This is a genomic window from Phycicoccus sp. Soil803, from assembly GCF_001429685.1.
Taxonomy (GTDB): domain Bacteria; phylum Actinomycetota; class Actinomycetes; order Actinomycetales; family Dermatophilaceae; genus Pedococcus.
Genome location: NZ_LMST01000001.1, coordinates 583,093 through 604,464, shown reverse-complemented (window position 1 = coordinate 604,464; position 21,372 = coordinate 583,093). Strand labels below are relative to the sequence as shown.

Sequence of the window (21,372 nt, the reverse complement as noted above, 5' to 3'; positions counted from 1 at the left end):
CGAGCTACCTCGCCCTGCTCCGGACAGCGGGCCGCGTGCCCGACGCAACTTGGGAGCGCCCCGAGGACCTCACCCGCATGGGCCTCGAGAGCATGATTACCTCGCACCGACTGTTCCCGACGCGGACCCTCGCGTCGCACGGCTCGCTGCGACTACACGGCCCGGGCGTCCAAGGCCACTCTGCTGACCTTGCTGGCACAGGTGCGATCGCGGTCGCGTGGCAGCGGGCGGTCGACTCCGTGGGGGCGTCGCTTGAGGGCGTCAAGAGCCTCCGTGGCCGGATCCCGCTGGACATCGCACGCCGTTGTTCCCTAGCTCTCAGCGCCATGCCGGGTCCGGGATCACTCGTTCTCAGCGTCATGCCGAAGAGCGACCATCTGCCCGAGGTAGAGCCGCGTGGCGACGTGCCCATGTTCGAGCCGCCTCGCCCACTAGCCGACCGTGCTAGCGAAACGCTGATCCAGCTCTGCTCCGTGGTCGGCAAAGCGACCCCTGAGGACGCAGACGTGGCGGCACAGCAGTTGCGCGCCCTTGGCCCGCGCGTCGCCAGCGCCCTGCGTGCCCTCGCGACCGCCGTGAGCACCTCCAACGTCGCCTTCGACACGACCTGGGAGGAGCCGAACGCTCCGACGGCGCGCTCGTCCTGGTCAGTGCAGCAGGCTGTGTGGGTCCGCACCTTCGTCGACGGCCGAGATCTCGACGCCGAGGAGGAGGAACTATTCGGCGTGGCGCGGACCGTCAGCGACAGCGAGCGGTGGCTAGTCGAGGTCGACGGTGAGCCTGTGCGCGTAGACGCAACAGACCTGCCCCACAGCCAGGTCCGGCGGGTCCGTCCGGGAGATGCCGTGGCGATGCTCGTCCGACTGGCGCAGCGGGAGCAGCCCGATGGCAGTGTGCGGACCACGAGGTCTGTGGTGGAACTGCTGGACGTGGAGGCAGAGAACGCGGATGCCACAGATGGGGCCCGCGAAACAGACGCTGCGTCCCAACCCAACGTCGAAGACGACTGGCACCCGGACGTCCCGTACGACGACGTCTGATACCCGGCATGACGCTGCCCGAGGACATTCCGCTCAAGCCCGGCAGCACCCTCCGCTTCCGCGTCTCTGATCCGGAGCGCGGTCTGGAGTCCTCGACGTGGAGTCTGGCCGGGTCCAAGCGGTCAGGCGACCTCTACATCGGCGGGCGCGAGATCATGAGCGCCCTCAAGTTCAGCCTCCACGAGTCCGGCATCACCCGTATGGCGTGGACGTCTGAGGGGGCCGTGACCCGCGTGCCGCCGGGGGAGGACCGGATGATTTCCCGTTGGGAGACCAGCGAGCCCCTGCCTGCTGGGTGGCGCGTGGGCATGCGGATGACGATCAGCGACTCCGCCCTGTCGCCGATGATTCCCCCGCTGGAGACGGCGAAGGTCAGACCCATTCGCCACCTCCCGCCTCCTGGCCGCGGCCACATTGTGGACGTGCGCGTGCTCCTTGGCGAGCCCGCAGGCGGCGGCATCCGAGTGGAGGGTGAGATGGAGGAGGTCGGCCGGATGATGCTCGGGGACGGCACGAGGGTCTTCGTTGTCGCGACGACGGCCCCAACCAGTCCCGAGCGCGAAGCCCAGCTGGTGGCGATCCGAACGCTGGCGCTGGCGGCGGGCGCCGCAGACCGCCCAGTGCCTCGCGCCTTCGCCTGGGGGACCGATGACGCCACGGGCGTCCCGGTCCTCATCGATGCGGGAGACCCCAGACCGCCCGAGGATCGGCCCGCCCTCATTCCGAGGTACGACGGACCCGCGGATGTGTGGGTCGGGAAGATGCTCGGCGAGTAGCGACCAGCCGCGCGGCAGAGCTCAGTTTTTTTGAGCGGGCAGCACCACGGCCGCCGTCAGCCCCGCGGCAGCCATCATCAGCGCCGCCTGGGCGGGGAGTATGGAGACCTGTGGGAGCTGTGCGCCCCACAGGAGGGCTACCGAGGCCGCACTCGCCCCAGGAACGGCGACGCGGCGATTCCACATGCCTCCAATGGTAGGTCTCGGACGGCCAGGGCCAGAGAGGACGCGCCGCGCTTCGCTTCCGAGGCTACGGAGACCCGAGGACCTCGCAACGTCTGGACAAAGAGTGGACTCCAACCATGCACTTGTGCATAGTTGTAACTATGCAGTGATGCATAAGGCATGCTGCCGAACAAGGAGGAAGCCATGGCCATCGCAAAGCGCTTCAAGATCTCCCACGACGAGGTGTTCCCCCACGGGGCCTTCATCGTCTCGCCCGTGACCCCGGTGTCGGACTTCGACCGGTCGACACGGGAGAACAAGGTGCAGCAGGTCGACATCGACACGGGTCTGCCGATCTGGCAAGTCGACGTGCTGGACCTGGACCCCGACGCGTCGAAGAGTGCCCGGACCGTCACTGTGAAGTTCCTGGCGAAGGTCCAGCCAGTGCCGCCGGCCAATGAAAGCGGGGGACCGATCACGCCCGTGATCTTCCACGGCCTGTCCGCCCTCCCCTACGTCGAGAAGGTCAACGAGGACTTCTCGCGCATCGCTTGGTCCTACCGCGCGGACGCAATGGGGCCGGTGAAGTCCGGATCCAGCAGTCAGCAGAGCCCGACCAAGGCTGCCTGACGTGCGCCCCATCGACATGGTTGCGTGGGCAGAGGCCCTCGGTGTCGGGGAACTTGAACTGCCGTGGGCACTCTCGTCACGGGTCCGCCTTGTGGAGGAGCTTCACGCGGAACTGACGAAGTTGCGCGTGGGCCTCTCCGACGCTCCCGACGAAGGGATGCTCGCGTCGATCAGCTCCGCCAGTCGTGCCCTAGGTGCGGCCGGAGACAGGCTGACCGACGCGCTCTCCGACATGAGAAGGGAGCGGTGAGATGCCCGGCGGACAGGCAAGGCAGTGGTCCAACGCAGTCGGCGTCGCACCCGACGAGGTACACCGACGGCTTCAGTCGCTGTGGCGCGAGCAGGAGGATCTCTACGGTCGGCAGTCAAGGCTGAGGGATCAGCTCCACAGTTGCCCGGATCGAGAACTCGACGAACACCTCAGTCAGGTCGAACGTCACATGGGCGAGGCCGCGATGCTCATCGGCAACGCAGTGGCGAGTGTCGCGGGCACGGGGTTCTGACATGGACCGCTCCCCCGCTCGTCCTATGTTCGATAGTGACGACCCTCTGTCGATTGTTCTCGAGGGGATCGTCCGACTCGGCTGGGCGCTCGTTCGCGCCATCGGCGCCCTCCTTGTTGCAGCTGCCCGAAACCCAGTGCCAGCGATCATCGTCGTGGCGCTCGCAATCGAGGGATGCGTTCTGGGATCGCGGTTCCTCATCTGGACTGCAATCGGAGTGCTGCTGGCGCTGATCACCTGGCGACTCGCGGCTCCGAGCTCATTCGCCACAACGGCGCACCCGCGACTCGCCTCGATCGCTGCCGCACCTTGGTACCGCTCAAGATGGGCCAAGGCCGCGTCACGCAACGGGCTGGTCGCCTATGACCACCAGTTCAACGGCCACCGCGCCGAGCTTTCTCGGCTGCCGAGGATCCGGCGGGTCCGCGTCACGAGGGCGGGAGTGCACACCTTGCAGCTCAGCCTGCCCGCTGGGCTCACCCCCTCGCACGTGGCCGCACAGTGCGATGGCCTCGCGCATGCCCTTAAGTGTCGGGAAGCAAGAGTCGTTGAGGACCGGCCGGGCCGGGTCTTCCTCGAGTTGCACCGCCGGGATGTGCTTGCACCGGTGATCCGTCCCTCGGCACCCAAGGGGCAGGTCGACCTGGCGGCAATCCCAGTAGGTCGACACGAGGACGGAGGGGTTTGGTACCTGCGCTTGCTCGGCACCCACGTACTTGTCGCGGGGGCAACGGGCGCCGGCAAAGGATCCGTACTTTGGTCCCTCCTCAACGGCGCAGCCCCTGCGATAGCGGCCGGGTCATTGCAGGTCTGGGCCATCGACCCCAAGGGCGGCATGGAGCTGCGTCCTGGACTGCCTCTGTTCGCGCGTTTCGAAGACGGCAGCGCCGAGCAGATGTGTCTGGCACTAGAGCACCTCGTGACGCTCAAGGACGTCCGGGCGAGGGAGTTGGCGGAGCTGGGGGTGCGCACCCATGCCGCAACTCCGGCATCGCCCCACATTCTCCTCCTCGTCGACGAGCTGGCCACATTGACGGCCTTCGCTGAGCGCACCATCGTTCGACGCATCGAGCAGGCGCTCGGACTTCTCCTCACGCAAGGCCGAGCCTGCGGCATCACGGTGCTGGCAGCCGTTCAAGATCCCGGCAAGGACGTCGTCGTCTGGCGGGATCTGTTTCCCACCCGGATTGCCATGCGCTTGGACAACCCGATTCAGGTCGACATGGTCCTGGGGGAGGGCGCTCGAGACCTCGGTGCAACCGCCGATCACATCAGCGAGCTGACCCCGGGGGTCGCCTACGTGCGGGTGGAGGGAACCCGCGCTCAAAGGCGGGTGCGCGCGTCGTACCTGACCGACGCGGACATCGCTGAACTCGCCATCAGGTCGCCCAGACCTACACCTATTCGGCTGGCTGTCGCGGCGGCGGTCGAGGGAGGAGAAGTCGCATGAGTCGAACGCCGAGATCAAACCCCGATGTTGGTTACGGACGCGCCATGCCGTGGATCGACCTCGGCCCAGAGCTATCAGTTCGTGAGCTCGACGCGAGTCGCTGGCAGGCGCAGGGATCTTGCGCCTGCAGTTCCTCGTGGCTGTGGTTCGAGGACGCCAACAGCCCCAAGACGCGTCGCGCCGAAACGATCTGCGAGACGTGTCCCGTCCGGCGCACCTGCCTCGCCGCGTCCCTGGTCTATGCCGAGGAGTTCGGAGTGTGGGGAGGGGTCCCCGCATGCAAGCGCCGGCCCTTGCTCCTGAGGCTTGCCTCCGGGGAGCTTCTAGGGACCGTTCTTGACGACGCACTCGAGCAGCAGGATTCCAAGGTTGCCTGATGGGACGTGATCTGGCGCCACGCCGTGGCCGGGAACGGTTTCCCGGTCACGGTGATGGCGCTGGACTCGAGCTCGGCGAGCTGTCATCAGCCGAGGAACAGCACATTGTCCGCCGGCTGACGAACGGGACCTTCGATCAATGGGCGACCACCGCGGCGCGGGTCGGCTACTGCACCAACCCGATACGAGTTCGCGGGAGCAGCACTACGTTCGCTCGCGACACCGGTCAACCCCTTCAGACCTATAGCACCCTTGACGAGGCGTTCGGGGTGCTCCACCTCCGTTGCGGCAACCGCCGTGCCGACGTATGCCCCTCCTGCTCGCGCGTCTACGCAGCCGACACCTTCCACTTCATCCGCTGCGGACTCACTGGTGGCAAAGGAGTTCCGGACAGGGTCGCCGAGAACCCTCTCGTCTTCGCCACGCTGACCGCACCATCATTCGGCAGCGTCCACGGCGTGAGGGACGGCCAGCGGCGGTGCCACCCTCGCTCAGGGACCAAGTCAAGGTGCCCGCACGGTCGCTCGATGTCCTGCATGCTGCGGCACGGGCCGACTGACCCCGGCCTCGGCCAGCCCCTGTGCTGGGAGTGCTACGACTACGCCTCCCACGTGGTCTGGCAGTGGTGGGCTCCAGAGCTGTGGCGACGGTTCACCATCACCCTGCGACGGCTCATCGCCAAGACGTTGGGGGTCAAGCCGCGTGACCTGAACGAGCACGCAACGCTCCAATACGCCAAGGTCGCCGAGTTCCAGCTGCGTGGGATCGTCCACTTCCACGCCCTCGTACGCCTCGATGGGCCCAAGTGCGACGCCGGCTTTGCTCCAAGCTCGCCCTCCATCGACCCGGCACTGTTGGCCCTGCTCGTCGAGGAAGCGGCCCGAGCCGTGAGCTTCACCGCTCCATCAGCCTTGGACGACAACCTCGAGCGAGGTCTGCGCTTCGGATCCCAGGTCGACGCACGAGGCGTACTAACCAGCAGACGTACGGACGACCCGGAGAGGGCTCTGCAACCCGAGCAGGTGGCCGGTTACCTGGCCAAGTACGCCACGAAGTCGGCCACGGAGAGCGCAGACGGCGGCAGCAACCCTCACCTCCAGCGAATCCAAGCCGTTGCGGCCGCCATCGCTGACTGCGCGCAGAGCACCGCCAACCTCTCGGACCTTGACGAGCACGACGTTGCATACGAGCGGATGGCCAACTGGGTCCACATGTTGGGGTTCCGCGGACACTTCGCAACCAAGTCCCACCGCTACTCCATCACCCTCGGAGCACTCCGCAGAGCCCGGCGTCGCGCACAAACCCTCATCGCCCTTGCTCGCCGCGAAGGCAGGCGAATTGACCTGGCTGGGCTCGAGGCCGAGCTCATGGCCGACGACGAGGACGAAACCACGCTCGTCATCGGAGATTGGCGCTTCGCCGGCGTGGGGTGGGAAACAGCGGGTGATGCCGCCCTGGCCAAGGCAGCTGCAGCCCGAGCACGCGAGTACGCGCAATGGAAGTCCCAACAACGGCGGAGGACACGACCAAGGAGGAGCAATGTGCATGCGACATGACCCGCTGTGGACCGTCGACGATGTGTCGCGGTATCTCGGCGTTCCAGTGCAAACCCTGTACGACTGGCGGCTGAAGGGGACTGGCCCGCCGGTGTTCAAGGTCGGCCGTCACCTTCGCTACCGCGAGAGCGCCGTCATGGAGTGGCTCGAGCGTCACACCGCGGTGGCGTGACGTGGCCCGGCGTGAGCTCGAGGTGGGAGCGTGGGGCGACGTGTCGATCCAGCGCGTGAATGGTGGGCCCAGCCCCGTAGTCGCGCGGGCACGGTTTCGCGGGTTCGATGGCAAGGTCCGAAAGGTGGAGCGGTGGGGGCCGAGTCCTCGCGGCGCCCGTCAGGCTTTGGTGGCCGAGCTAGAGGAGCGGAAGCGTCGCGGATCTGGCGGTCAGCTCACTGGCGCCTCGACCCTCTCCGAGGCAGCCGAGGTCTGGCTCAGCCGCATCCAGCGGTTAGCCGACCTAGGACAACGATCGCCGGGCACCGTGGAGACATACCGACGTCAGCTCGAAGGTCATGTGCTCCCCCGAATCGGTGGCCTGAGGCTTCGGGAACTCACAACGCCCGTCGTGGATCGCTTCGTGCTCGACGTCTACCAGGACGTCGGCGCCGCTACCGCACGCACGTGCCGATCGATCGTGTCGGGCGCCCTGAGCCTCGCGGTCCGCCAAGGCGCGATCGCAGCAAACCCAGCACGCGAGCTGGAGCGCCTCGAGGGGACACGCGCCAAGGAGCCCCGAGCGCTCACCAGCGAAGAGCAGGCAAAGTGGTTCATGGGTATGACCGGGGACGAAGTTGCCGTCCGTCAGGACCTGGTGGACTTTTCGGCATTCCTTCTGGCCACCGGCCTCAGGATCGGTGAGGCCCTGGCGGTGCTTTGGACCGAAGTTGACCTGGGCACTGGTGCCCTGACGGTGACGTCGACCTTGATTCGGGTGACTGGACAGGGTCTGCTGCGCAAGACGACGAAGTCAAAGGCGGGTCAGCGCGCCCTCTTGCTGCCGACCTGGTGCGTGGCGATGTTGCGGCGCAGGTCCGAGGTTGGCGTCGCTCCGGACGAACCGATTTTCGCCACCGTTGATGGCCGCTTCCGCGATCCCCGGAATGTGTCCCGGCAGTTGGCTGACGCCCGAGATCGACTCGGCTTCGGGTGGGTCACCTCGCACACGTGGCGTAAGACCATGGCGACCATCCTCGACGGCGGAGGTGCCTCACCGCGCATGATCGCCGACCAGCTCGGCCACTCCCGGGTTTCGATGTCTCTCGACTTCTATCTCGGGCGCCGGTCGGTCGACCCGCGAGTCCTTGCCGCACTGGAAGCCGTCGATCCACACCGCTTCACGCTTGAAAGCGGTGGGCAAAGCGGTGGGTCGGCAGCCCAGGGCGAGAGGATCTGAGGAAAACATGCTGGTCAGAGAGCCGACGAGGGGACTTGAACCCCTAACCCCTTGTTTACAAGACAAGTGCGCTGCCAATTGCGCCACGCCGGCCGGTCTGCCGTAGCAGACGGCGACGATCGTACCGGCGGCGTGGCGAGCCACGGGCATCCCGGGCGCTCACGCGGCATACCGACTCGCGCACTTGTTGCCACTGATCCCTCACCGGACCCCCGAACCAGGACCTCCGTGCCCCACAGGTGGCAACAAGTCAGGGACCTCCCGCACTTGTTGCCACTGATCCCTCACCAGACCCCCGAACCAGGCCCTCCGTGCCCCACAGGTGGCAACAAGTCGCGGGACAAGAAGCCACGGGGGAGACGACGACGGCCCGGCACCATGCAGGTGTCGGGCCGTCGTCTGTGCGGAGAGCGGGGTCAGCGGGCGTTCAGGTAGGTCTGCAGCGTGCGCACCGTGGCGCGGTCCAGGTAGCGGGCGCCGTTCTTGCGGGCGCCGATCCTGGTCTGCAGGGCGCGCATCGTCTTCGGGCCGATGATGCCGTCGGGGGCCGAGCCCACCTTGCGCTGCAACGCCTTCACGTCGGTGCGGGACAGCGTGCCGTTGACCGACCCACCGACCCAGCGCTCGATGGCGGCGTTGGTCTTCGGGCCGCGGATGCCGTCGACGACGAGCTTGCCGGCCGTCGAGTGGGCCGCGGGAGCCGTACGGGTGGTGGAGCGCGAGGCCCGGCTGGTCGTCGAGCCGGCGTCGACCGCGCCGCCGTTGGCGCGGGTGAGCCCGGCGCGGGCGCCACAGGTCGGCCACGCGCCCGGGCCCTGGGAGGCGAGCACCTTCTGGGCGACGGTGATCTGCTGGGCCTTCGTCGCGCGGTTCGCGGTCGGGGCGTAGCGCTCGCCACCGAAGCCGTCCCACGTGCGGTCGGAGAACTGCAGGCCGCCGTAGTAGCCGTTGCCCGTGTTGATCGACCAGTTGCCACCGCTCTCGCAGGCGGCGACACGGTCCCAGACCGTCGAGGCCTGCGCGCTGCTGGCCGTGGCCATGCCACCCGCGACCGTGGCGACGCCGGCCACGGCAACACCGGTCACGCGCCGTCGAACAGGGTTGGCCTTCCGAGCAGAGTGCTTCGGGGCATAGAACATGGGTGGGGGGTTCCTCTCCTGACCGGCGCCTGCGGGGTTAGCTGTCGGGTTCGGGCTGTCAGGTGCCCGGCCGGCGTGAGCCGGCTTCACCCCAAGACCACCGTGGTGGCCGCGTTGGGTTCCCCGTCCTCGTCTGCCCGGAGATCTTCCGGCGGGACACCCACCTGACGAGGCTCGGCGCGGTGGGTGTGCATGGTTGTCTGGGTATGCCATGTGCAGTTGTGACCGCGCGTTGGCGCAGGTGAGACACGGTAGGGGGCGTTCGTCCCTGCCACAACCGGTTGGCGAGTATTCGCCACATTTCGCTCAGCGACAGCGCCTATCGCCTGACCCCGGATGGCGAACGAGATCCCAGCTCTCGGGCTTCCTGGCCCCCGGGAAGCCCGAGAGCTGGGATCTCGGGGCGGCCGTGGGCCAGCGCGAGCGTCAGCGGCGGCGAGCGCGGCGCTTCTGCACCATCCGGTGGTCGAACGGCGCTGCCATGAACTCCCCCAGCACGCTGCCCGCCGCGATCGCCAGGAGCACTGCCATCGCCCCCAGCAGCGTGGTCAGCCCGCCCTGCAGCGACAGCGTCCCGGAGTCGGCGGACGACCCGTTGACCATCTCGTAGAGGCCACGGAAGATCGCCAGACCCGGGAGCAGGCCGTAGGACGCCGGGACCACCAGCACCATCGCCGGCGCGCCCATCCGCAGGGCCAGGAGGCGTCCGGCACACCCCAGCACGATCGCGGCCAGTCCGGCGGCGGACAGCTGGCCCAGCCCGTCGACCTTCGAGACGGCCAACGAGACCGCCACGCCCACGGCACACAGCACGCCGCTCGGCACCACCAGGAGCCGGCCGGTGCGCAGCGACACGGCGCCTGCCAGCCCGACGATGAAGGCGCCGACCACCGCCAGCAGCACCGGGGCGTTCAGCGCCTGGGTGGACACGATGGAGGGCGAGGCGACGTCGAGGTCGAAGGCACTGGTCAGGGCGAGGGTCAGCTGCAGCCCGGTCGCCACCCCGAGGATGATCCCGGCCGTCGTGAGGAACACCGCGAACATCCGTCCGGCACCGGTCACGGAGTAGCCGGAGATCGCGTCCTCGAACGCCGAGGCGACCGTCCGGCCGGGCAGGAGCACCGTGATCCCGCCCGCGACGATGAACGCGAAGTCCGACGACGAGACCGGCAGCCAGCCGGCCGCCCCGAGGCTGAACGCGCCCCACGCGAGCACGGTGGCGAGGAACCCTCCGATGGCGCACTGGTAGAAGTCCGGGAGGCCGCCCTTGCCGAGCGTCCGCGCGGCATACCCGACCAGCAGGGCGGACAACCCGGCGACGAGCGCCGCGACCGGACCGGCCCCGAGCATCACCGCGATGGCCGCGGCCAGCAGGCCGAGCGCACCGCGCACCATCCACTTCGGCCAGAACCGCGGAGCGCGGCGGATCTCGCGCAGCTGGGCGGCGGCGGCCTCCCGGTCGTAGGACCCGGCGACGAGGTTCTCGACGAACTCGTGCACGGCCGTGAGCCGGGCGAAGTCACGCGTCGACGACCGCACCACCCGCAGCATCGTGATCGGCACCCCGGAGCCGGTCGTGCACTGCACCAGCAGCGACTGCAACGTGATGTCGACCTCGAGGTTGTCGAGTCCGGCCGCCGCGGCCACCGCCACGACCGACGACTCGACCTGGGGAGCGCCGGCCCCGCAGCGCAGCATGAGCTCACCGACGCGCAGGGCGAGATCGAGCGAGGCCCGCGCCTCGCGCTCCTCCGCGGCCGCCTGTCGCACCCGCGGGTTGCGGTAGGGCGTGTGCCGCAGGGACTCGACCATCGGCAGGGTCTCGGTCAGCTCCTCGCCGCGCCAGATCCGGCTGTGCCGCAACACCGGGCGACGCCTGGCGGGAGGCCGAACGGGTCTGTCCGGGACGCCCTCGGTCATCCGGTCAGGCCCACACCGGGGAGGACGGCCGTGGGTGGGTCGTTGGGCCACCACTGCGGGATGCCGCCGTTCTGCACGACCACCACGACCAGCCCGACGGCCACCACGAGGGCGAGCGCCACGACGACCTTCGTGCCACGCGGCCCCGGGCTGAGGCCGCGGACGATGCTCCGGGTGCCCCTGCGCAGGCCCGAACCGCCAGGACCCCACCACGCCATGAGGACCGCGACCGCCGCCCCGACCGCGAGTGGCCCGGAGGAGTTGGGCTGGGGCTGGCCGCCGTAGACGGCGACGGTGCCCAGCGCCGTGCTGAAGACGGCACAGATGCCCACGACCAGCGGGAGGATCGCGCTGACGACGGTGGCGAGCGCGCCCACGACCAGGTGCCAGGGGCTCGCCACGACGGCCACCGGCACGTCCGACCGACGCGGTCCGCGGGTGTGCCGCCGCAGGACGAGGGAGGTGACGGAGCGGTCGGCGGTACGGGCAGCCCACGACCAGAGCACGAGGAAGATCGCCGCGACCACCGGGAAGCCCGCGACCCCCGCGACGACTGCGGCCAGCAGCGCCAGCAGGGTGCCGGTGCGGGTCGGCCGTCCGATGCGCGGGTCCGGCTGGCCCGCTCCACCCTCCCAGGCGGCCTGCCACTCCGACACCTCGCCCTCGGGCTCGTCCCACGGGACGAGCTCGCCCTCGGGGTCGGGTGACCAGACGGGTTCGGCGACCGGGGCCGGCTCGACCGGCCCGGCCACCGGGGCAGGAGCGACCGCGGGCCGCTCCCAGCGGGCCGTGGGCCGGTGCTCGAAGGCCTGGGTATGCCGCGACGGCGCCGTGAGTGCCTCCGTCACCGGCTGGCCGGTGGCGTAGCGCTCCAGCGCGTCGACGACCTCGTCGGCGTCGGGGCGCTCGCGCGGCACGGGCGACAACGCGGCATACAGGAGCGGCGCGAGGCGCGGGTCGACGCCGGTGAGGTCGGCCTCGCCGCGGCTGACTCGCGAGAGGACGACGTCCATCGGGCCACGGCCGAACGGTGGGGCACCGCTCGCGGCGTAGGCCAGCGTCGCCGCCCAGCCCCACCAGTCGGTCGCCTCGGTGACGGGCGCTCCCTCGACGACTTCGGGCGAGAGGTAGCCGGGCGTGCCCATCACCAGCCCGGTCATGGTGATCCGCACGTCGTCGGCCACGTGGGCGATCCCGAAGTCGATGAGCACCGGGTCGCCGTCGAGCAGCAGGACGTTGCCGGGCTTGAGGTCGCGGTGGATCACGTCGGCCCCGTGGATCGCGTCGAGCGCCTCGGCGAGCCCGCGACCCAGCCGGAGCAGCTTCTCGCCGCGGATGGGCCCCGACTCCTTCACCACGTCGTCGAGCGCCGGGCCGGGGACGTAGCGCGTGACGAGGTACGGGCGCTCGCCGTCGAGGTCAGCGTCGATCACCGCAGCGACCCGGTCGTCGCGGATCCGGCTGAGCACCTGCACCTCGCGGGCCAGCCGGGTGCGGGCGTCGCGGTCGTGGGCGACGTGGGGGCGCAGCAGCTTGAGGGCCACCGCCCGACCACTGGGGTCGAGCGCCAGGTGGACCACACCCATGCCACCTTCGCCGAGCTGCTGGATGAGCCGGTACGGCCCGATCCGGGGCCCCTCAGGCACGACGGAACGCCCGTCGCTGCCCTCGATCGCCTCCGTGGTCACCCCTACACGGTACGTGGGGGGCCCGATGAAACGGGTGAGGCTACTGCTGGATGTACCCAACGAGTTGGTCACGCTCGGACTGCAGCTCGTCGATCCGGTGCTTGACGATGTCGCCGATGCTGACGATCGCGTGCAGCTTGCCGTCGACCACGACGGGCACGTGGCGGATCCGCATCTCGGTCATCGTGCGGGCCAGCTCCTCGATCGGGACGTCGAGCCCGGAGGTCTTCACGTCTGCCGTCATGATCGAGCCCACGGGTGCCAGCAGCACGGCGGCCCCGTCCTTCTGGAGGTGGCGCACGACGTCGCGCTCGCTGACGATGCCGGTGACGCTCTCACCGTCATCGCTCACCACGAGGGCACCGATGCGGTGCTCCGCGAGCAGGTCGAGCAGCCGTTCCACGGTCTCTTCGGAGCGGATGGTGACCACTTGGCCACCCTTGCGTCGCACGACATCCGAGATCCTCATGCTCAGACGGTAGACCGCTGGAAGGGTCACCGCTAGGGGAGCGACCTGCGGTGGACAGCGACCTCCCCGCAACCTGGGCGCCCCCTGGGGTGCTCAGGTTGCGAGTGGGCCGGGACGGATGCGGGTATGCCGTGGGGCAGGCCCCCGACATAGGGTTGCCTTCGCAACGAAACCGTGGAGTTGATTCCCTGTGCCTCGCAGCCAGAAGCAGTTCGACCTCGTCATCGCCGCCAACCGACTGCCCGTCGACCGGGTCGTCGGACCCGATGGGGAGGAGTCCTGGCGGACCAGCCCGGGGGGTCTGGTGACGGCCATGGAGTCGGTCATGCGGGGTCGCGAGGGGGCCTGGGTGGGCTGGGCCGGCGAGGCCGGGGACGCACCGGCACCGTTCGTCGAGGACGACATGTACCTGCGCCCGGTGGCCCTGTCGGAGGACGAGGTCGCGCACTACTACGAGGGCTTCAGCAACGACACCCTGTGGCCGATCTACCACGACGTGATCGTCCCTGCGACGTTCCACCGCTACTGGTTCACCGCCTACGAGGCGGTCAACCGCCGGTTCGCCGAGGCGGTCTGCGAGGTCGCCGCCAAGGGTGCGACGGTCTGGGTGCACGACTACCAGCTGCAGCTGGTGCCGGCGATCGTGCGCGAGCTGCGTCCCGACGTGCGGATCGGCTGGTTCGACCACATCCCGTTCCCGCCGGTGGAGCTGTTCGCCCAGCTGCCCTGGCGACGCGCCGTCCTGGAAGGGCTGCTCGGCGCCGACTACCTCGGCTTCCAGCGGGTCGCCGATGCGCAGAACTTCGTCCGGGCCTGCCGCCAGCTGCTGGGGCTGCCGACCAAGGGCGACACCGTCTCGGTGTCGCGGGCCGAGGACAGCCGACGGGTGCGGGCCAGCGCCGTCCCGATCTCGATCGACTACGTGGGCCTCGAGGCGGTCGCCAAGCAGCCCGAGACGCTGCAGCGCGCCCAGGAGATCCGCGAGTCGCTCGGCAACCCCCGCACGCTGCTGCTCGGGGTCGACCGACTCGACTACACCAAGGGGATCGGCCACCGGATCAAGGCGTACGGCGAGCTGCTCGAGGAGGGCAGGGTGTCCCCACCGAACGAGGTCTTCGTCCAGGTGGCCACCCCCAGCCGGGAGCGGGTCGCCGCCTATCGCGAGCTGCGGCACGAGATCGAGGGCGAGGTGGGGCGGCTCAACGGCGAGCACAGCCGGATCGGCGCCCCCGCCGTGCAGTACCTCCACCACTCCTACCCGCGGCAGGAGATGGCCGCGCTCTACCTCGCGGCCGACGTGGTCCTGGTGACCCCGCTGCGCGACGGCATGAACCTCGTGGCGAAGGAGTACGTCACCTGCCGTTACGACGAGGGCGGTGCACTGGTGCTGTCCGAGTTCACGGGGGCCTTCCACGAGCTGCACCAGGCGTTCGTCTGCAACCCACACGACATCGAGGGCCTGAAGCAGACCATCATGCGAGCCATCGAGACCCCCGACAAGGAGAAGCGGCGGCTCATGCGGGCGATGCGTCGCCGGGTCGCCGACCACGACGTGCAGCGCTGGGCCAGCCGGTTCCTCGAGGCCCTCGAGGTCGCGCCCGAGCGGCCCCAGCGCTCGACGCGTGAGCAGAAGGCCGACGACGAGCACGCCCGGGCCGACCGCACGGCGCGCGAGCTGCACCACGCCAGGGCCGCCAAGGCAGCGTCGGCCAAGGCGACGCCCCGATGACCCTGCCACCCGACCTGGTGGCCGCCCTCGACCAGCTGGCCGCGAGACGGCGCCTGCTGGTGGCGTCGGACTTCGACGGGGTTCTCGCCCCGCTCGTGCTCGACCCCTCGCAGTCGCGTGCCCTCCCCGGCACCATCGAGGCGCTGGAGGGCCTCGCCGCCCTCCCCGGCACGCACGCCGCGGTCGTCTCGGGCCGCGACCTCGACACCCTCACCTCGCTCACCGGCCTGGCCGACAGCGCCGTCACCCGCATCGGCACCCACGGGGCGCAGACCAGCCGGGCCACCGCAGTGGCCCTCACCCCCGAGCAGCAGGAGACGTTGGAGCGGGTGACGCGCGAGCTGGAGACCGTGGCCGAGGGACGGCCGGAGGGCGTCTACCTGGAGACCAAGCCAAGCGCGGTCGTCCTGCACACCCGCCGGATGCCCGACCGCGAGGCCGCCGACGCCGTGGAGGCCGCGGCGCTCGAGGTGACCACGCGGCATACCGGCCTGCACGTCCTGCACGGCAAGCGGGTGGTCGAGGTCGGGGTGGTCCGGGCCGACAAGGGCACCGCCCTGGTGGCCCTGCGCGACGACGTGGGCGCCGAGGCCGTCGCCTACTTCGGCGACGACGTGACCGACGAGGACGCGTTCCGGGCGCTCGGACCCGACGACGTGACCGTCAAGGTCGGCGACGGCGAGACGGCGGCCCGCTTCCGGGTCGAGCACCCCGAGGACGCCGCCGAAGCCCTGACCCACCTCCTGGAGCGGCGCACCTCCCGCTCGTCCGGCTAGCGGCCGGGAGCGGCTCCGGTCGAGGCCCGCACCACGAGCTCGGGGCGGAAGACGTACTCGGCCCGGGGCGCGGGCTCACCGGCGATCTCGTCCAGCAGCGCGCGCACGGCGGCCTCGGCCATCGCCTGCACGCTCTGTCGCACGGTGGTCAACGGCGGGTCGGTGAAGGCGATCAGTGGTGAGTCGTCGTAGCCGACCACCGAGAAGTCGGCCGGCACCTGCTTGCCCACGCGCCGGGCCGCCCGGATCGCGCCGAGGGCCATCAGGTCGGAGCCGCAGACGACCGCGGTGCAGCCCTTCTCGATCAGTCGCGCGGCCGCCGTGTCGCCACCCTCGACCGAGAACATGGTCCGCTCGATCAGCTCGTCGACGTGCTCGCGGCCGAGCAGCGTGCGCATCGAGGTGCGGAAGCCGTCGATCTTGCGGATGACCGGCACGAACCGCTCCGGCCCGACCGCCAGCCCGATCTGGGTGTGCCCCAGCTGCACCAGGTGGGTCAGCGCGAGCTCCATCGAGGCGACGTCGTCGTTGGAGATGAACGGCGCGTCGATGCCCTCCTGGTAGCCGTTGACGAGCACGATCGGCAGCTCCCGCTCCCGCAGGCTCGTGTAGCGCTCCGGATCGGTCGTGACGTCGGCGTGCTGGCCCGAGACGTAGATGATCCCGGCGACCCCTCGGTCGAGCAGCATCTGGACGTACTCGTCCTCGTGCACTCCCCCGGGCGTCTGGGTGCACAGCACCGGCGTGAACTGGTGCCGCGCCAGGGCCGTCTCGATGATCTGCGCGAACGCGGGGAAGATCGGGTTGGTCAGCTCCGGCACGATCAGCCCGACGAGGTCCGCGGTCTTGCGCCGCAGCCGGGACGGCCGGTCGTAGCCGAGGATGTCGAGCGAGGTGAGCACGGCCTCGCGCGTCGCCTCGGCCACGCCGGGCTTGTCGTTGAGGACCCGGCTGACGGTGGCCTCGCTGACGTCGGCGTGCGCCGCGATGTCAGCCAGTCTCGCCTTCATGGCGGTGACGGTAGCAAGAACTTGCAGGCCTCACCGACCACACGCTGCAAGATTTTTCAGGTATGCCGCCGCGTCGCCATTGGCGCGCGACCGGCGCAAACGTTTTCATACCGTCTCACCAGCGTGGACCAGCACTGGCGCAACGCCGCACCCTGGGCCAGACTGAGCCCACCGCGGACACCGATGTCGGCGGCAGCACCACCCTTTACAACGGATCGTCCGGCACGTTCCTGCCGGTGAAGGAAAGGCAACGAAGCCATGGCAACAGTCAAGTTCGACGAGGCAACCCGGCTCTACCCGGGGAACGACAAGCCCTCGGTTGACAAGCTCAACATCGACATCGAGGACGGCGAGTTCCTCGTCCTGGTCGGCCCGTCCGGATGTGGCAAGTCCACCTCCCTCCGCATGCTCGCGGGCCTCGAAGAGGTCAACGCCGGCAAGATCTGGATCGGTGACCGCGACGTCACCAACCTGTCCCCCAAGGACCGCGACGTCGCGATGGTCTTCCAGAACTACGCGCTCTACCCCCACATGACGGTCGCCGACAACATGGGCTTCGCGCTCAAGATCGCCGGCGTCGACAAGGGCGAGATCCGCAAGCGCGTCGAGGAGGCCGCCAAGATCCTCGACCTCGAGCAGTACCTCGAGCGCAAGCCGAAGGCCCTGTCCGGTGGTCAGCGCCAGCGCGTGGCCATGGGTCGCGCGATCGTCCGGTCGCCCCAGGTGTTCCTCATGGACGAGCCGCTGTCGAACCTCGACGCCAAGCTCCGCGTCCAGACCCGCACGCAGATCGCGTCGCTCCAGCGTCGCCTCGGCGTCACCACCGTCTACGTGACCCACGACCAGGTCGAGGCCATGACGATGGGTGACCGCGTGGCGGTCCTCAAGGACGGCATCCTCATGCAGTGCGACAGCCCGCGCCGCATGTACGACCACCCGGACAACGTCTTCGTCGCCGGCTTCATCGGCTCCCCCGCCATGAACCTGCTCGACGTCGACGTGGCCGACGGTGGCGTGAAGGTCGGTGGCTCGACGGTCCCCGTGGAGCGCGCCATCCTCGACGCCTCCTCCGGCAAGAACATCACGCTGGGTGTCCGCCCCGAGGACCTCGAGCTCACCACCGAGGGCCAGGGCATCCCGGTCACCGTGGACGTCGTCGAGGAGCTCGGCGCCGACGCCTACATCTACGGCTCCACCAAGGCCCACCAGCACGTCGAGGCCGACGAGGACGCCGAGGGCGAGCGCCCGTTCATCGCCCGCGTCGACGGTCGCAAGCCCCCGAAGAAGGGCGAGACCGTCTTCCTCGCCCCGAAGACCGGGCACGTGCACGCCTTCGACGCCAGCTCCGGCCAGCGTCTCGGCGACTGACCGAACAGCACCGTATGCCGTGTGGCCGGCTCCCCTTCACGGGAGCCGGCCACACCGGCTTTGCCCCCGACCCCGTCAACAACCCTCCAGTTGGAACGATGTCGGCAACCGACCCGGACCGGGTGATGCCCGGTCCTCGCGTCGCTGGGAGGATGAAGCGTGGCACTCGAGATCACTGCGGCACGACCTGACCCGGCCATGCTCGACCTGCCGTGGGAGCTGCCACTGGAGACCTGGCCAGAGGAGCACCTCGCCGCGCTGCCGCGCGGCATCTCACGCCACGTCGTGCGGTTCGTCAAGCTCTCCGGAAAGGTGCTGGCGGTCAAGGAGATCAAGGCCGACATCGCGGTCCGGGAGTACCAGCTGCTGCGGATGCTCAACCGGCTGGACCTGCCGTGCGTCGAGCCGTTCGGGGTGGTGAGCGGTCGCACTGCGGCCGACGGGACTCCCCTCGACGCCTGCCTGATCACCCGGCACCTGCAGTTCTCGCTGCCCTACCGCGCGCTGTTCAGCCAGTCGCTGCGACCCGACACCACGGCCCGGCTCATCGACGCCCTGGCCGTGCTGCTCGTGCGCGTCCACCTGGTCGGCTTCTGGTGGGGGGACGTGTCCCTGTCCAACACGCTGTTCCGGCGCGACGCCGGCGCCTTCGCGGCATACCTCGTCGACGCGGAGACCGGTGAGCTGCACCAGACCCTGACCGCTGGGCAGCGCGAGCACGACCTCGACATCGCCCGGGTGAACATCGCCGGCGAGCTGATGGACCTCGAGGCCGGCGGATTCCTCGAGGCCGGGGTCGACGCGGTCGACACGTCGAACCGGATCGTCGAGCGCTATGCCGAGCTGTGGCAGGAGCTGACCGGGCTCGAGCGCTTCGAGCGTGGCGACCGGTGGCGCGTCGACGAACGGATCCGGCGCCTCAACGAGCTCGGCTTCGACGTCGACGAGCTGGCCATCTCCACCGACATCGGCGGCACCACCATCCAGATCCAGCCCAAGGTCGTCGACGCCGGCCACCACTCGCGCCGACTCCTGCGGCTCACCGGGCTCGACGTGGAGGAGAACCAGGCCCGCCGGCTGCTCAACGACCTCGACTCCTACCGCGCGGGCACCGACCGGCAGAACGACGACGAGGAGATCGTCGCGCACGACTGGCTCCAGCGGATCTACGAGCCCATCACCCGCACCGTCCCCCGCGAGCTGGGCAGCAAGCTCGAACCGGCCGAGCTGTTCCACGAGGTGCTCGAGCACCGGTGGTACCTGTCCGAGCGGGCCGGCCACGACATGCCCCTCGAGGACGCGATCGCCGACTACGTCAAGACGGTGCTGCCGAGCAAGCCCGACGAGGCCACCGTCGTCGGCGTCGACACGGTCGAGATGCCGGTCGTCGCCATGTTCGACGACAACTGAGCCACTGCGCGCTCTGCCCGGATCACGGCTCAGACGAGCGGATCTGGCCCGTTCGCATCGGCCACTCGGATGATATCGGCCCCAAACGGCACCTAGGCGACGCCAGTCTGCCAATACGGTGGCGCTGACCACCGCAGCACCGCCTCCAGGGGAAACTTCATGAGCCAGGCCCAGGCCACCTCCACCGCCCACCACCAGGACTTCGGGCGGGGCACGTGGTCACCGCCGGCCGGCTGGTTGACCCGGGTCGCGGCCCGGCTGATCGACGACCTGGTCCAGGTGGTCGGCACGCTCCCCTACGTCGTCGGCCTCGTCATGCTGCTCGGGCTCCAGAGCTCGGGCGCGACCATCTACCAGTCGGTCGACCCCGGTCGCCAGACCGACCACGTCACCGTCATCGCGGGTCTCGGGCTGATGGGCCTGGGCGGCATCCTCAGCCTGGTCATCTGGATCTGGAACCGGGTCGTCCACCAGGGGCGCACGGGTCAGACCATCGGCAAGACGGCCATGCGGATCGTGCTCGTCTCGACCACCACCGGGAAGCCGGTCGGTGCGGCCTCCGCCCTCGCCCGCGAGATCGCCCACCTCGTCGACGGCGTCCTCTGCATCGGCTACCTCTGGCCGCTGTGGGACGTCCGCAAGCAGACCCTGGCCGACAAGGTCGTCGGGACGATGGTGACCCAGGTCCGCCCGGCCCAGTCCGACGAGGCGACCTGGGTCCAGCGCGCCCTGGGCTGACCACGACGGCCGGCTGCTAGTTTGCGGGCGACCCGAGGGGACCCATGACACAGCAGCCACCGCACGACCCGTTCGCCCATCCACCGGCGCCCGGCGCCGCCAAGCCCGGCCAGCCCGCGCCCGGCCACCCAGCGCCGGGCCAGCCCGCGCCCGCAGGGCATGCCGCGCCCGCAGGGTATGCCGCCTCGCCGCCGGTACCGCGCCAACCGTGGGGGCCGCGCGAACCGTGGGGGCCGCTGGCCGGGTGGGGCACTCGCGTCCTCGCCAGCCTCGTCGACGGCGCGCTGCAGCTCATCGGCGGGATCCCCTACGTCGTAGGGCTCGTGCTGTTTCTCGTGGGCGTGCCCAAGCCCGGCCTCCACAGCACCGGGTCGCAGCTCGAGACGGCGCCCACCGACACCGGCAACACCGGCCTCATGGTGGTCGGCGGCGTGCTCGTCGTGCTCGGCTTCCTCGTGTCGCTCGGCATCCAGATCTGGAACCGCTCGATCAAGCAGGGACGGACCGGTCAGAGCATCGGCAAGAAGGTGATGGGGATCCGACTCGTCGACGAGCACACCGGTCAGCCGATCGGCGCCGGGATGGCGTTCGTCCGCGAGCTCGCGCACACCCTCGACGGCGCCGTCTACATCGGCTACCTGTGGCCGCTCTGGGACGACAAGCGTCAGACCTTCGCCGACAAGATCCTCAACACGGTCGTGGTCGAGGTCCCGAGGGCCTGAGGGTCACCCGCGAGCCCCGACACGCAAGCGGCGCGGCACCCCGTGGGGGAGCCGCGCCTCTCGCAAGTGGCCAGCGGGTCAGTAACCGTTGCTCATCGAGCTGGAGCCGAACGACCCGAGCGCGACGACGAAGACCAGCCAGAGGATCCCGGCGACCACACCGGCGATGGCCGACCACATCGCGAAGTTCTTGGCCTTGTTCGAGGCCTCGCGCGCCCCGGCGACATCGCCGGCAGCCCACTTGCTGTTGACCTGGGCGGCGAAGACGATGGACACGACTCCGAGCGGCAGGCAGCACAGGACGGTCGAGAGGATCGCCCAGACCAAGTAGTTCGGCGGCGGGGCGCCGCCCGCACCGGAGGAGTAGTAGTCGGGCGTGTACGGCGGGGGTGGCGGCGGCGGGGTGCCGTAGTCAGACATGCGGTGGATCCCTTCGGAGTTCGCGTGCCGCTCCCCCCAATGGGCGCGGCAGGGCGAAACGCTAGCGGACCGGGCCCGCGTCGCGCCGGGACTCG

23 protein-coding genes, 1 tRNA gene and 1 riboswitch are annotated in these 21,372 nt (G+C 69.7%); of the genes, 16 read left to right on the top strand and 8 right to left on the bottom strand.

What is annotated here, in order from left to right; genetic code table 11:
• Positions 1 to 77 precede the first annotated feature (77 nt).
• The gene (locus ASG95_RS02910; protein WP_157581700.1) at positions 78 to 1,040 is read left to right on the top strand and encodes a hypothetical protein; all 963 of its coding nucleotides are present in this window, start codon (positions 78 to 80) and stop codon (positions 1,038 to 1,040) included.
• Between the two features lie 8 nt (positions 1,041 to 1,048).
• Positions 1,049 to 1,816, top strand: coding sequence for a hypothetical protein (locus tag ASG95_RS02905; RefSeq protein ID WP_057376496.1), 768 nt, complete (start codon positions 1,049 to 1,051; stop codon positions 1,814 to 1,816).
• 21 nt (positions 1,817 to 1,837) lie between these two features.
• On the opposite strand, the gene ASG95_RS21115 is transcribed toward ASG95_RS02905, so the two are convergent.
• On the bottom strand, positions 1,838 to 2,002 hold the full coding sequence (locus tag ASG95_RS21115) for a hypothetical protein (protein ID WP_157581699.1): 165 nt from the start codon (positions 2,000 to 2,002) through the stop codon (positions 1,838 to 1,840).
• Between the two features lie 183 nt (positions 2,003 to 2,185).
• On the opposite strand from ASG95_RS21115, the gene ASG95_RS02900 reads away from it, so the two are divergent.
• The 8 genes from ASG95_RS02900 (at position 2,186) to xerC (ending at position 7,888) form a co-directional block, all read left to right on the top strand.
• Positions 2,186 to 2,611, top strand: a complete 426-nt coding sequence (locus tag ASG95_RS02900; protein WP_057376495.1) for a hypothetical protein — start codon at positions 2,186 to 2,188, stop codon at positions 2,609 to 2,611.
• A gap of 1 nt (position 2,612) precedes the next feature.
• Positions 2,613 to 2,861 carry a hypothetical protein gene (locus tag ASG95_RS02895; RefSeq protein WP_057376494.1) on the top strand — a complete coding sequence of 83 codons (249 nt, stop codon included), beginning with the start codon at positions 2,613 to 2,615 and terminating at the stop codon, positions 2,859 to 2,861.
• Between the two features lies 1 nt (position 2,862).
• Positions 2,863 to 3,114: a hypothetical protein gene (locus tag ASG95_RS02890; RefSeq protein WP_057376493.1), complete on the top strand. Its 252-nt coding sequence runs from the start codon at positions 2,863 to 2,865 to the stop codon at positions 3,112 to 3,114.
• A 1-nt stretch (position 3,115) separates the two neighbouring features.
• The gene (locus tag ASG95_RS02885) at positions 3,116 to 4,564 is read left to right on the top strand and encodes an FtsK/SpoIIIE domain-containing protein (protein ID WP_082592280.1); all 1,449 of its coding nucleotides are present in this window, start codon (positions 3,116 to 3,118) and stop codon (positions 4,562 to 4,564) included.
• Positions 4,561 to 4,941 (top strand): WhiB family transcriptional regulator, encoded by a 381-nt coding sequence (locus ASG95_RS22295; RefSeq protein ID WP_082592279.1) that lies wholly within the window; start codon positions 4,561 to 4,563, stop codon positions 4,939 to 4,941. The genes ASG95_RS02885 and ASG95_RS22295 overlap by 4 nt, the downstream gene beginning before the upstream one ends.
• Positions 4,941 to 6,497, top strand: coding sequence for a replication initiator (locus tag ASG95_RS02875; protein WP_369820351.1), 1,557 nt, complete (start codon positions 4,941 to 4,943; stop codon positions 6,495 to 6,497). The genes ASG95_RS22295 and ASG95_RS02875 overlap by 1 nt, the downstream gene beginning before the upstream one ends.
• Positions 6,487 to 6,669, top strand: a complete 183-nt coding sequence (locus ASG95_RS02870; RefSeq protein ID WP_056922324.1) for a helix-turn-helix domain-containing protein — start codon at positions 6,487 to 6,489, stop codon at positions 6,667 to 6,669. The genes ASG95_RS02875 and ASG95_RS02870 overlap by 11 nt, the downstream gene beginning before the upstream one ends.
• A gap of 403 nt (positions 6,670 to 7,072) precedes the next feature.
• Entirely contained in the window at positions 7,073 to 7,888 is an 816-nt protein-coding gene (xerC, locus tag ASG95_RS02865) for a tyrosine recombinase XerC (protein ID WP_157581698.1), read from the top strand.
• A gap of 20 nt (positions 7,889 to 7,908) precedes the next feature.
• Here xerC and ASG95_RS02860 read toward each other — a convergent pair.
• The 5 genes from ASG95_RS02860 to ASG95_RS02840 form a co-directional block, all read right to left on the bottom strand.
• Positions 7,909 to 7,981 (bottom strand) — tRNA-Thr (locus ASG95_RS02860).
• A 323-nt stretch (positions 7,982 to 8,304) separates the two neighbouring features.
• Positions 8,305 to 8,973 carry a transglycosylase family protein gene (locus tag ASG95_RS02855; RefSeq protein WP_369820350.1) on the bottom strand — a complete coding sequence of 223 codons (669 nt, stop codon included), beginning with the start codon at positions 8,971 to 8,973 and terminating at the stop codon, positions 8,305 to 8,307.
• A 65-nt stretch (positions 8,974 to 9,038) separates the two neighbouring features.
• A riboswitch (cyclic di-AMP (ydaO/yuaA leader) is annotated at positions 9,039 to 9,217 on the bottom strand.
• 236 nt (positions 9,218 to 9,453) lie between these two features.
• Entirely contained in the window at positions 9,454 to 10,893 is a 1,440-nt protein-coding gene (locus tag ASG95_RS02850) for a threonine/serine exporter ThrE family protein (protein WP_162259346.1), read from the bottom strand.
• A gap of 50 nt (positions 10,894 to 10,943) precedes the next feature.
• On the bottom strand, positions 10,944 to 12,635 hold the full coding sequence (locus ASG95_RS02845; protein WP_057376486.1) for a serine/threonine-protein kinase: 1,692 nt from the start codon (positions 12,633 to 12,635) through the stop codon (positions 10,944 to 10,946).
• A 40-nt stretch (positions 12,636 to 12,675) separates the two neighbouring features.
• On the bottom strand, positions 12,676 to 13,104 hold the full coding sequence (locus tag ASG95_RS02840) for a CBS domain-containing protein (RefSeq protein WP_056922323.1): 429 nt from the start codon (positions 13,102 to 13,104) through the stop codon (positions 12,676 to 12,678).
• A 190-nt stretch (positions 13,105 to 13,294) separates the two neighbouring features.
• On the opposite strand from ASG95_RS02840, the gene ASG95_RS02835 reads away from it, so the two are divergent.
• The gene (locus ASG95_RS02835; RefSeq protein ID WP_082592278.1) at positions 13,295 to 14,833 is read left to right on the top strand and encodes a trehalose-6-phosphate synthase; all 1,539 of its coding nucleotides are present in this window, start codon (positions 13,295 to 13,297) and stop codon (positions 14,831 to 14,833) included.
• On the top strand, positions 14,830 to 15,609 hold the full coding sequence (gene otsB, locus ASG95_RS02830) for a trehalose-phosphatase (RefSeq protein WP_057376485.1): 780 nt from the start codon (positions 14,830 to 14,832) through the stop codon (positions 15,607 to 15,609). Before ASG95_RS02835 ends, otsB begins: the two co-directional genes overlap by 4 nt.
• Here the strand turns inward: otsB and ASG95_RS02825 are convergent.
• Positions 15,606 to 16,619 (bottom strand): LacI family DNA-binding transcriptional regulator, encoded by a 1,014-nt coding sequence (locus ASG95_RS02825; RefSeq protein ID WP_056922105.1) that lies wholly within the window; start codon positions 16,617 to 16,619, stop codon positions 15,606 to 15,608. The two genes, otsB and ASG95_RS02825, sit on opposite strands and share 4 nt — an antisense overlap.
• A 258-nt stretch (positions 16,620 to 16,877) precedes the next feature.
• Here ASG95_RS02825 and ASG95_RS02820 point away from each other — a divergent pair, with 258 nt between their 5' ends.
• From ASG95_RS02820 to ASG95_RS20655, 4 genes are all read left to right on the top strand, one after another.
• On the top strand, positions 16,878 to 17,987 hold the full coding sequence (locus ASG95_RS02820; protein WP_056922104.1) for an ABC transporter ATP-binding protein: 1,110 nt from the start codon (positions 16,878 to 16,880) through the stop codon (positions 17,985 to 17,987).
• A 159-nt stretch (positions 17,988 to 18,146) separates the two neighbouring features.
• Positions 18,147 to 19,397 carry a DUF4032 domain-containing protein gene (locus ASG95_RS02815; RefSeq protein ID WP_057376484.1) on the top strand — a complete coding sequence of 417 codons (1,251 nt, stop codon included), beginning with the start codon at positions 18,147 to 18,149 and terminating at the stop codon, positions 19,395 to 19,397.
• Between the two features lie 159 nt (positions 19,398 to 19,556).
• Complete coding sequence (locus ASG95_RS02810; protein WP_056922102.1) at positions 19,557 to 20,135, top strand: RDD family protein; 579 nt, start codon at positions 19,557 to 19,559, stop codon at positions 20,133 to 20,135.
• A 44-nt stretch (positions 20,136 to 20,179) separates the two neighbouring features.
• Positions 20,180 to 20,857 carry an RDD family protein gene (locus ASG95_RS20655; RefSeq protein ID WP_082592277.1) on the top strand — a complete coding sequence of 226 codons (678 nt, stop codon included), beginning with the start codon at positions 20,180 to 20,182 and terminating at the stop codon, positions 20,855 to 20,857.
• A 78-nt stretch (positions 20,858 to 20,935) separates the two neighbouring features.
• On the opposite strand, the gene ASG95_RS02800 is transcribed toward ASG95_RS20655, so the two are convergent.
• Positions 20,936 to 21,277: a CD225/dispanin family protein gene (locus ASG95_RS02800; protein ID WP_082592276.1), complete on the bottom strand. Its 342-nt coding sequence runs from the start codon at positions 21,275 to 21,277 to the stop codon at positions 20,936 to 20,938.
• Positions 21,278 to 21,372: the final 95 nt, after the last annotated feature.

What these genes read in the sequence shown, in the direction of transcription:
- ASG95_RS02810 (WP_056922102.1), top strand. Translation starts at nt 19,557, where the DNA reads ATGAGCCAGGCCCAGGCCACCTCCACCGCCCACCACCAGGACTTCGGG.
- ASG95_RS02800 (WP_082592276.1), bottom strand. Translation starts at nt 21,277, where the DNA reads ATGTCTGACTACGGCACCCCGCCGCCGCCACCCCCGCCGTACACGCCC.
- ASG95_RS02900 (WP_057376495.1), top strand. Translation starts at nt 2,186, where the DNA reads ATGGCCATCGCAAAGCGCTTCAAGATCTCCCACGACGAGGTGTTCCCC.
- ASG95_RS02870 (WP_056922324.1), top strand. Translation starts at nt 6,487, where the DNA reads ATGCGACATGACCCGCTGTGGACCGTCGACGATGTGTCGCGGTATCTC.
- ASG95_RS02875 (WP_369820351.1), top strand. Translation starts at nt 4,941, where the DNA reads ATGGGACGTGATCTGGCGCCACGCCGTGGCCGGGAACGGTTTCCCGGT.
- ASG95_RS22295 (WP_082592279.1), top strand. Translation starts at nt 4,561, where the DNA reads ATGAGTCGAACGCCGAGATCAAACCCCGATGTTGGTTACGGACGCGCC.
- ASG95_RS02910 (WP_157581700.1), top strand. Translation starts at nt 78, where the DNA reads ATGGGCCTCGAGAGCATGATTACCTCGCACCGACTGTTCCCGACGCGG.
- ASG95_RS02840 (WP_056922323.1), bottom strand. Translation starts at nt 13,104, where the DNA reads ATGAGGATCTCGGATGTCGTGCGACGCAAGGGTGGCCAAGTGGTCACC.
- ASG95_RS21115 (WP_157581699.1), bottom strand. Translation starts at nt 2,002, where the DNA reads ATGTGGAATCGCCGCGTCGCCGTTCCTGGGGCGAGTGCGGCCTCGGTA.
- ASG95_RS02885 (WP_082592280.1), top strand. Translation starts at nt 3,116, where the DNA reads ATGGACCGCTCCCCCGCTCGTCCTATGTTCGATAGTGACGACCCTCTG.
- ASG95_RS02825 (WP_056922105.1), bottom strand. Translation starts at nt 16,619, where the DNA reads ATGAAGGCGAGACTGGCTGACATCGCGGCGCACGCCGACGTCAGCGAG.
- otsB (WP_057376485.1), top strand. Translation starts at nt 14,830, where the DNA reads ATGACCCTGCCACCCGACCTGGTGGCCGCCCTCGACCAGCTGGCCGCG.
- ASG95_RS02905 (WP_057376496.1), top strand. Translation starts at nt 1,049, where the DNA reads ATGACGCTGCCCGAGGACATTCCGCTCAAGCCCGGCAGCACCCTCCGC.
- ASG95_RS02820 (WP_056922104.1), top strand. Translation starts at nt 16,878, where the DNA reads ATGGCAACAGTCAAGTTCGACGAGGCAACCCGGCTCTACCCGGGGAAC.
- ASG95_RS02890 (WP_057376493.1), top strand. Translation starts at nt 2,863, where the DNA reads ATGCCCGGCGGACAGGCAAGGCAGTGGTCCAACGCAGTCGGCGTCGCA.
- ASG95_RS20655 (WP_082592277.1), top strand. Translation starts at nt 20,180, where the DNA reads ATGACACAGCAGCCACCGCACGACCCGTTCGCCCATCCACCGGCGCCC.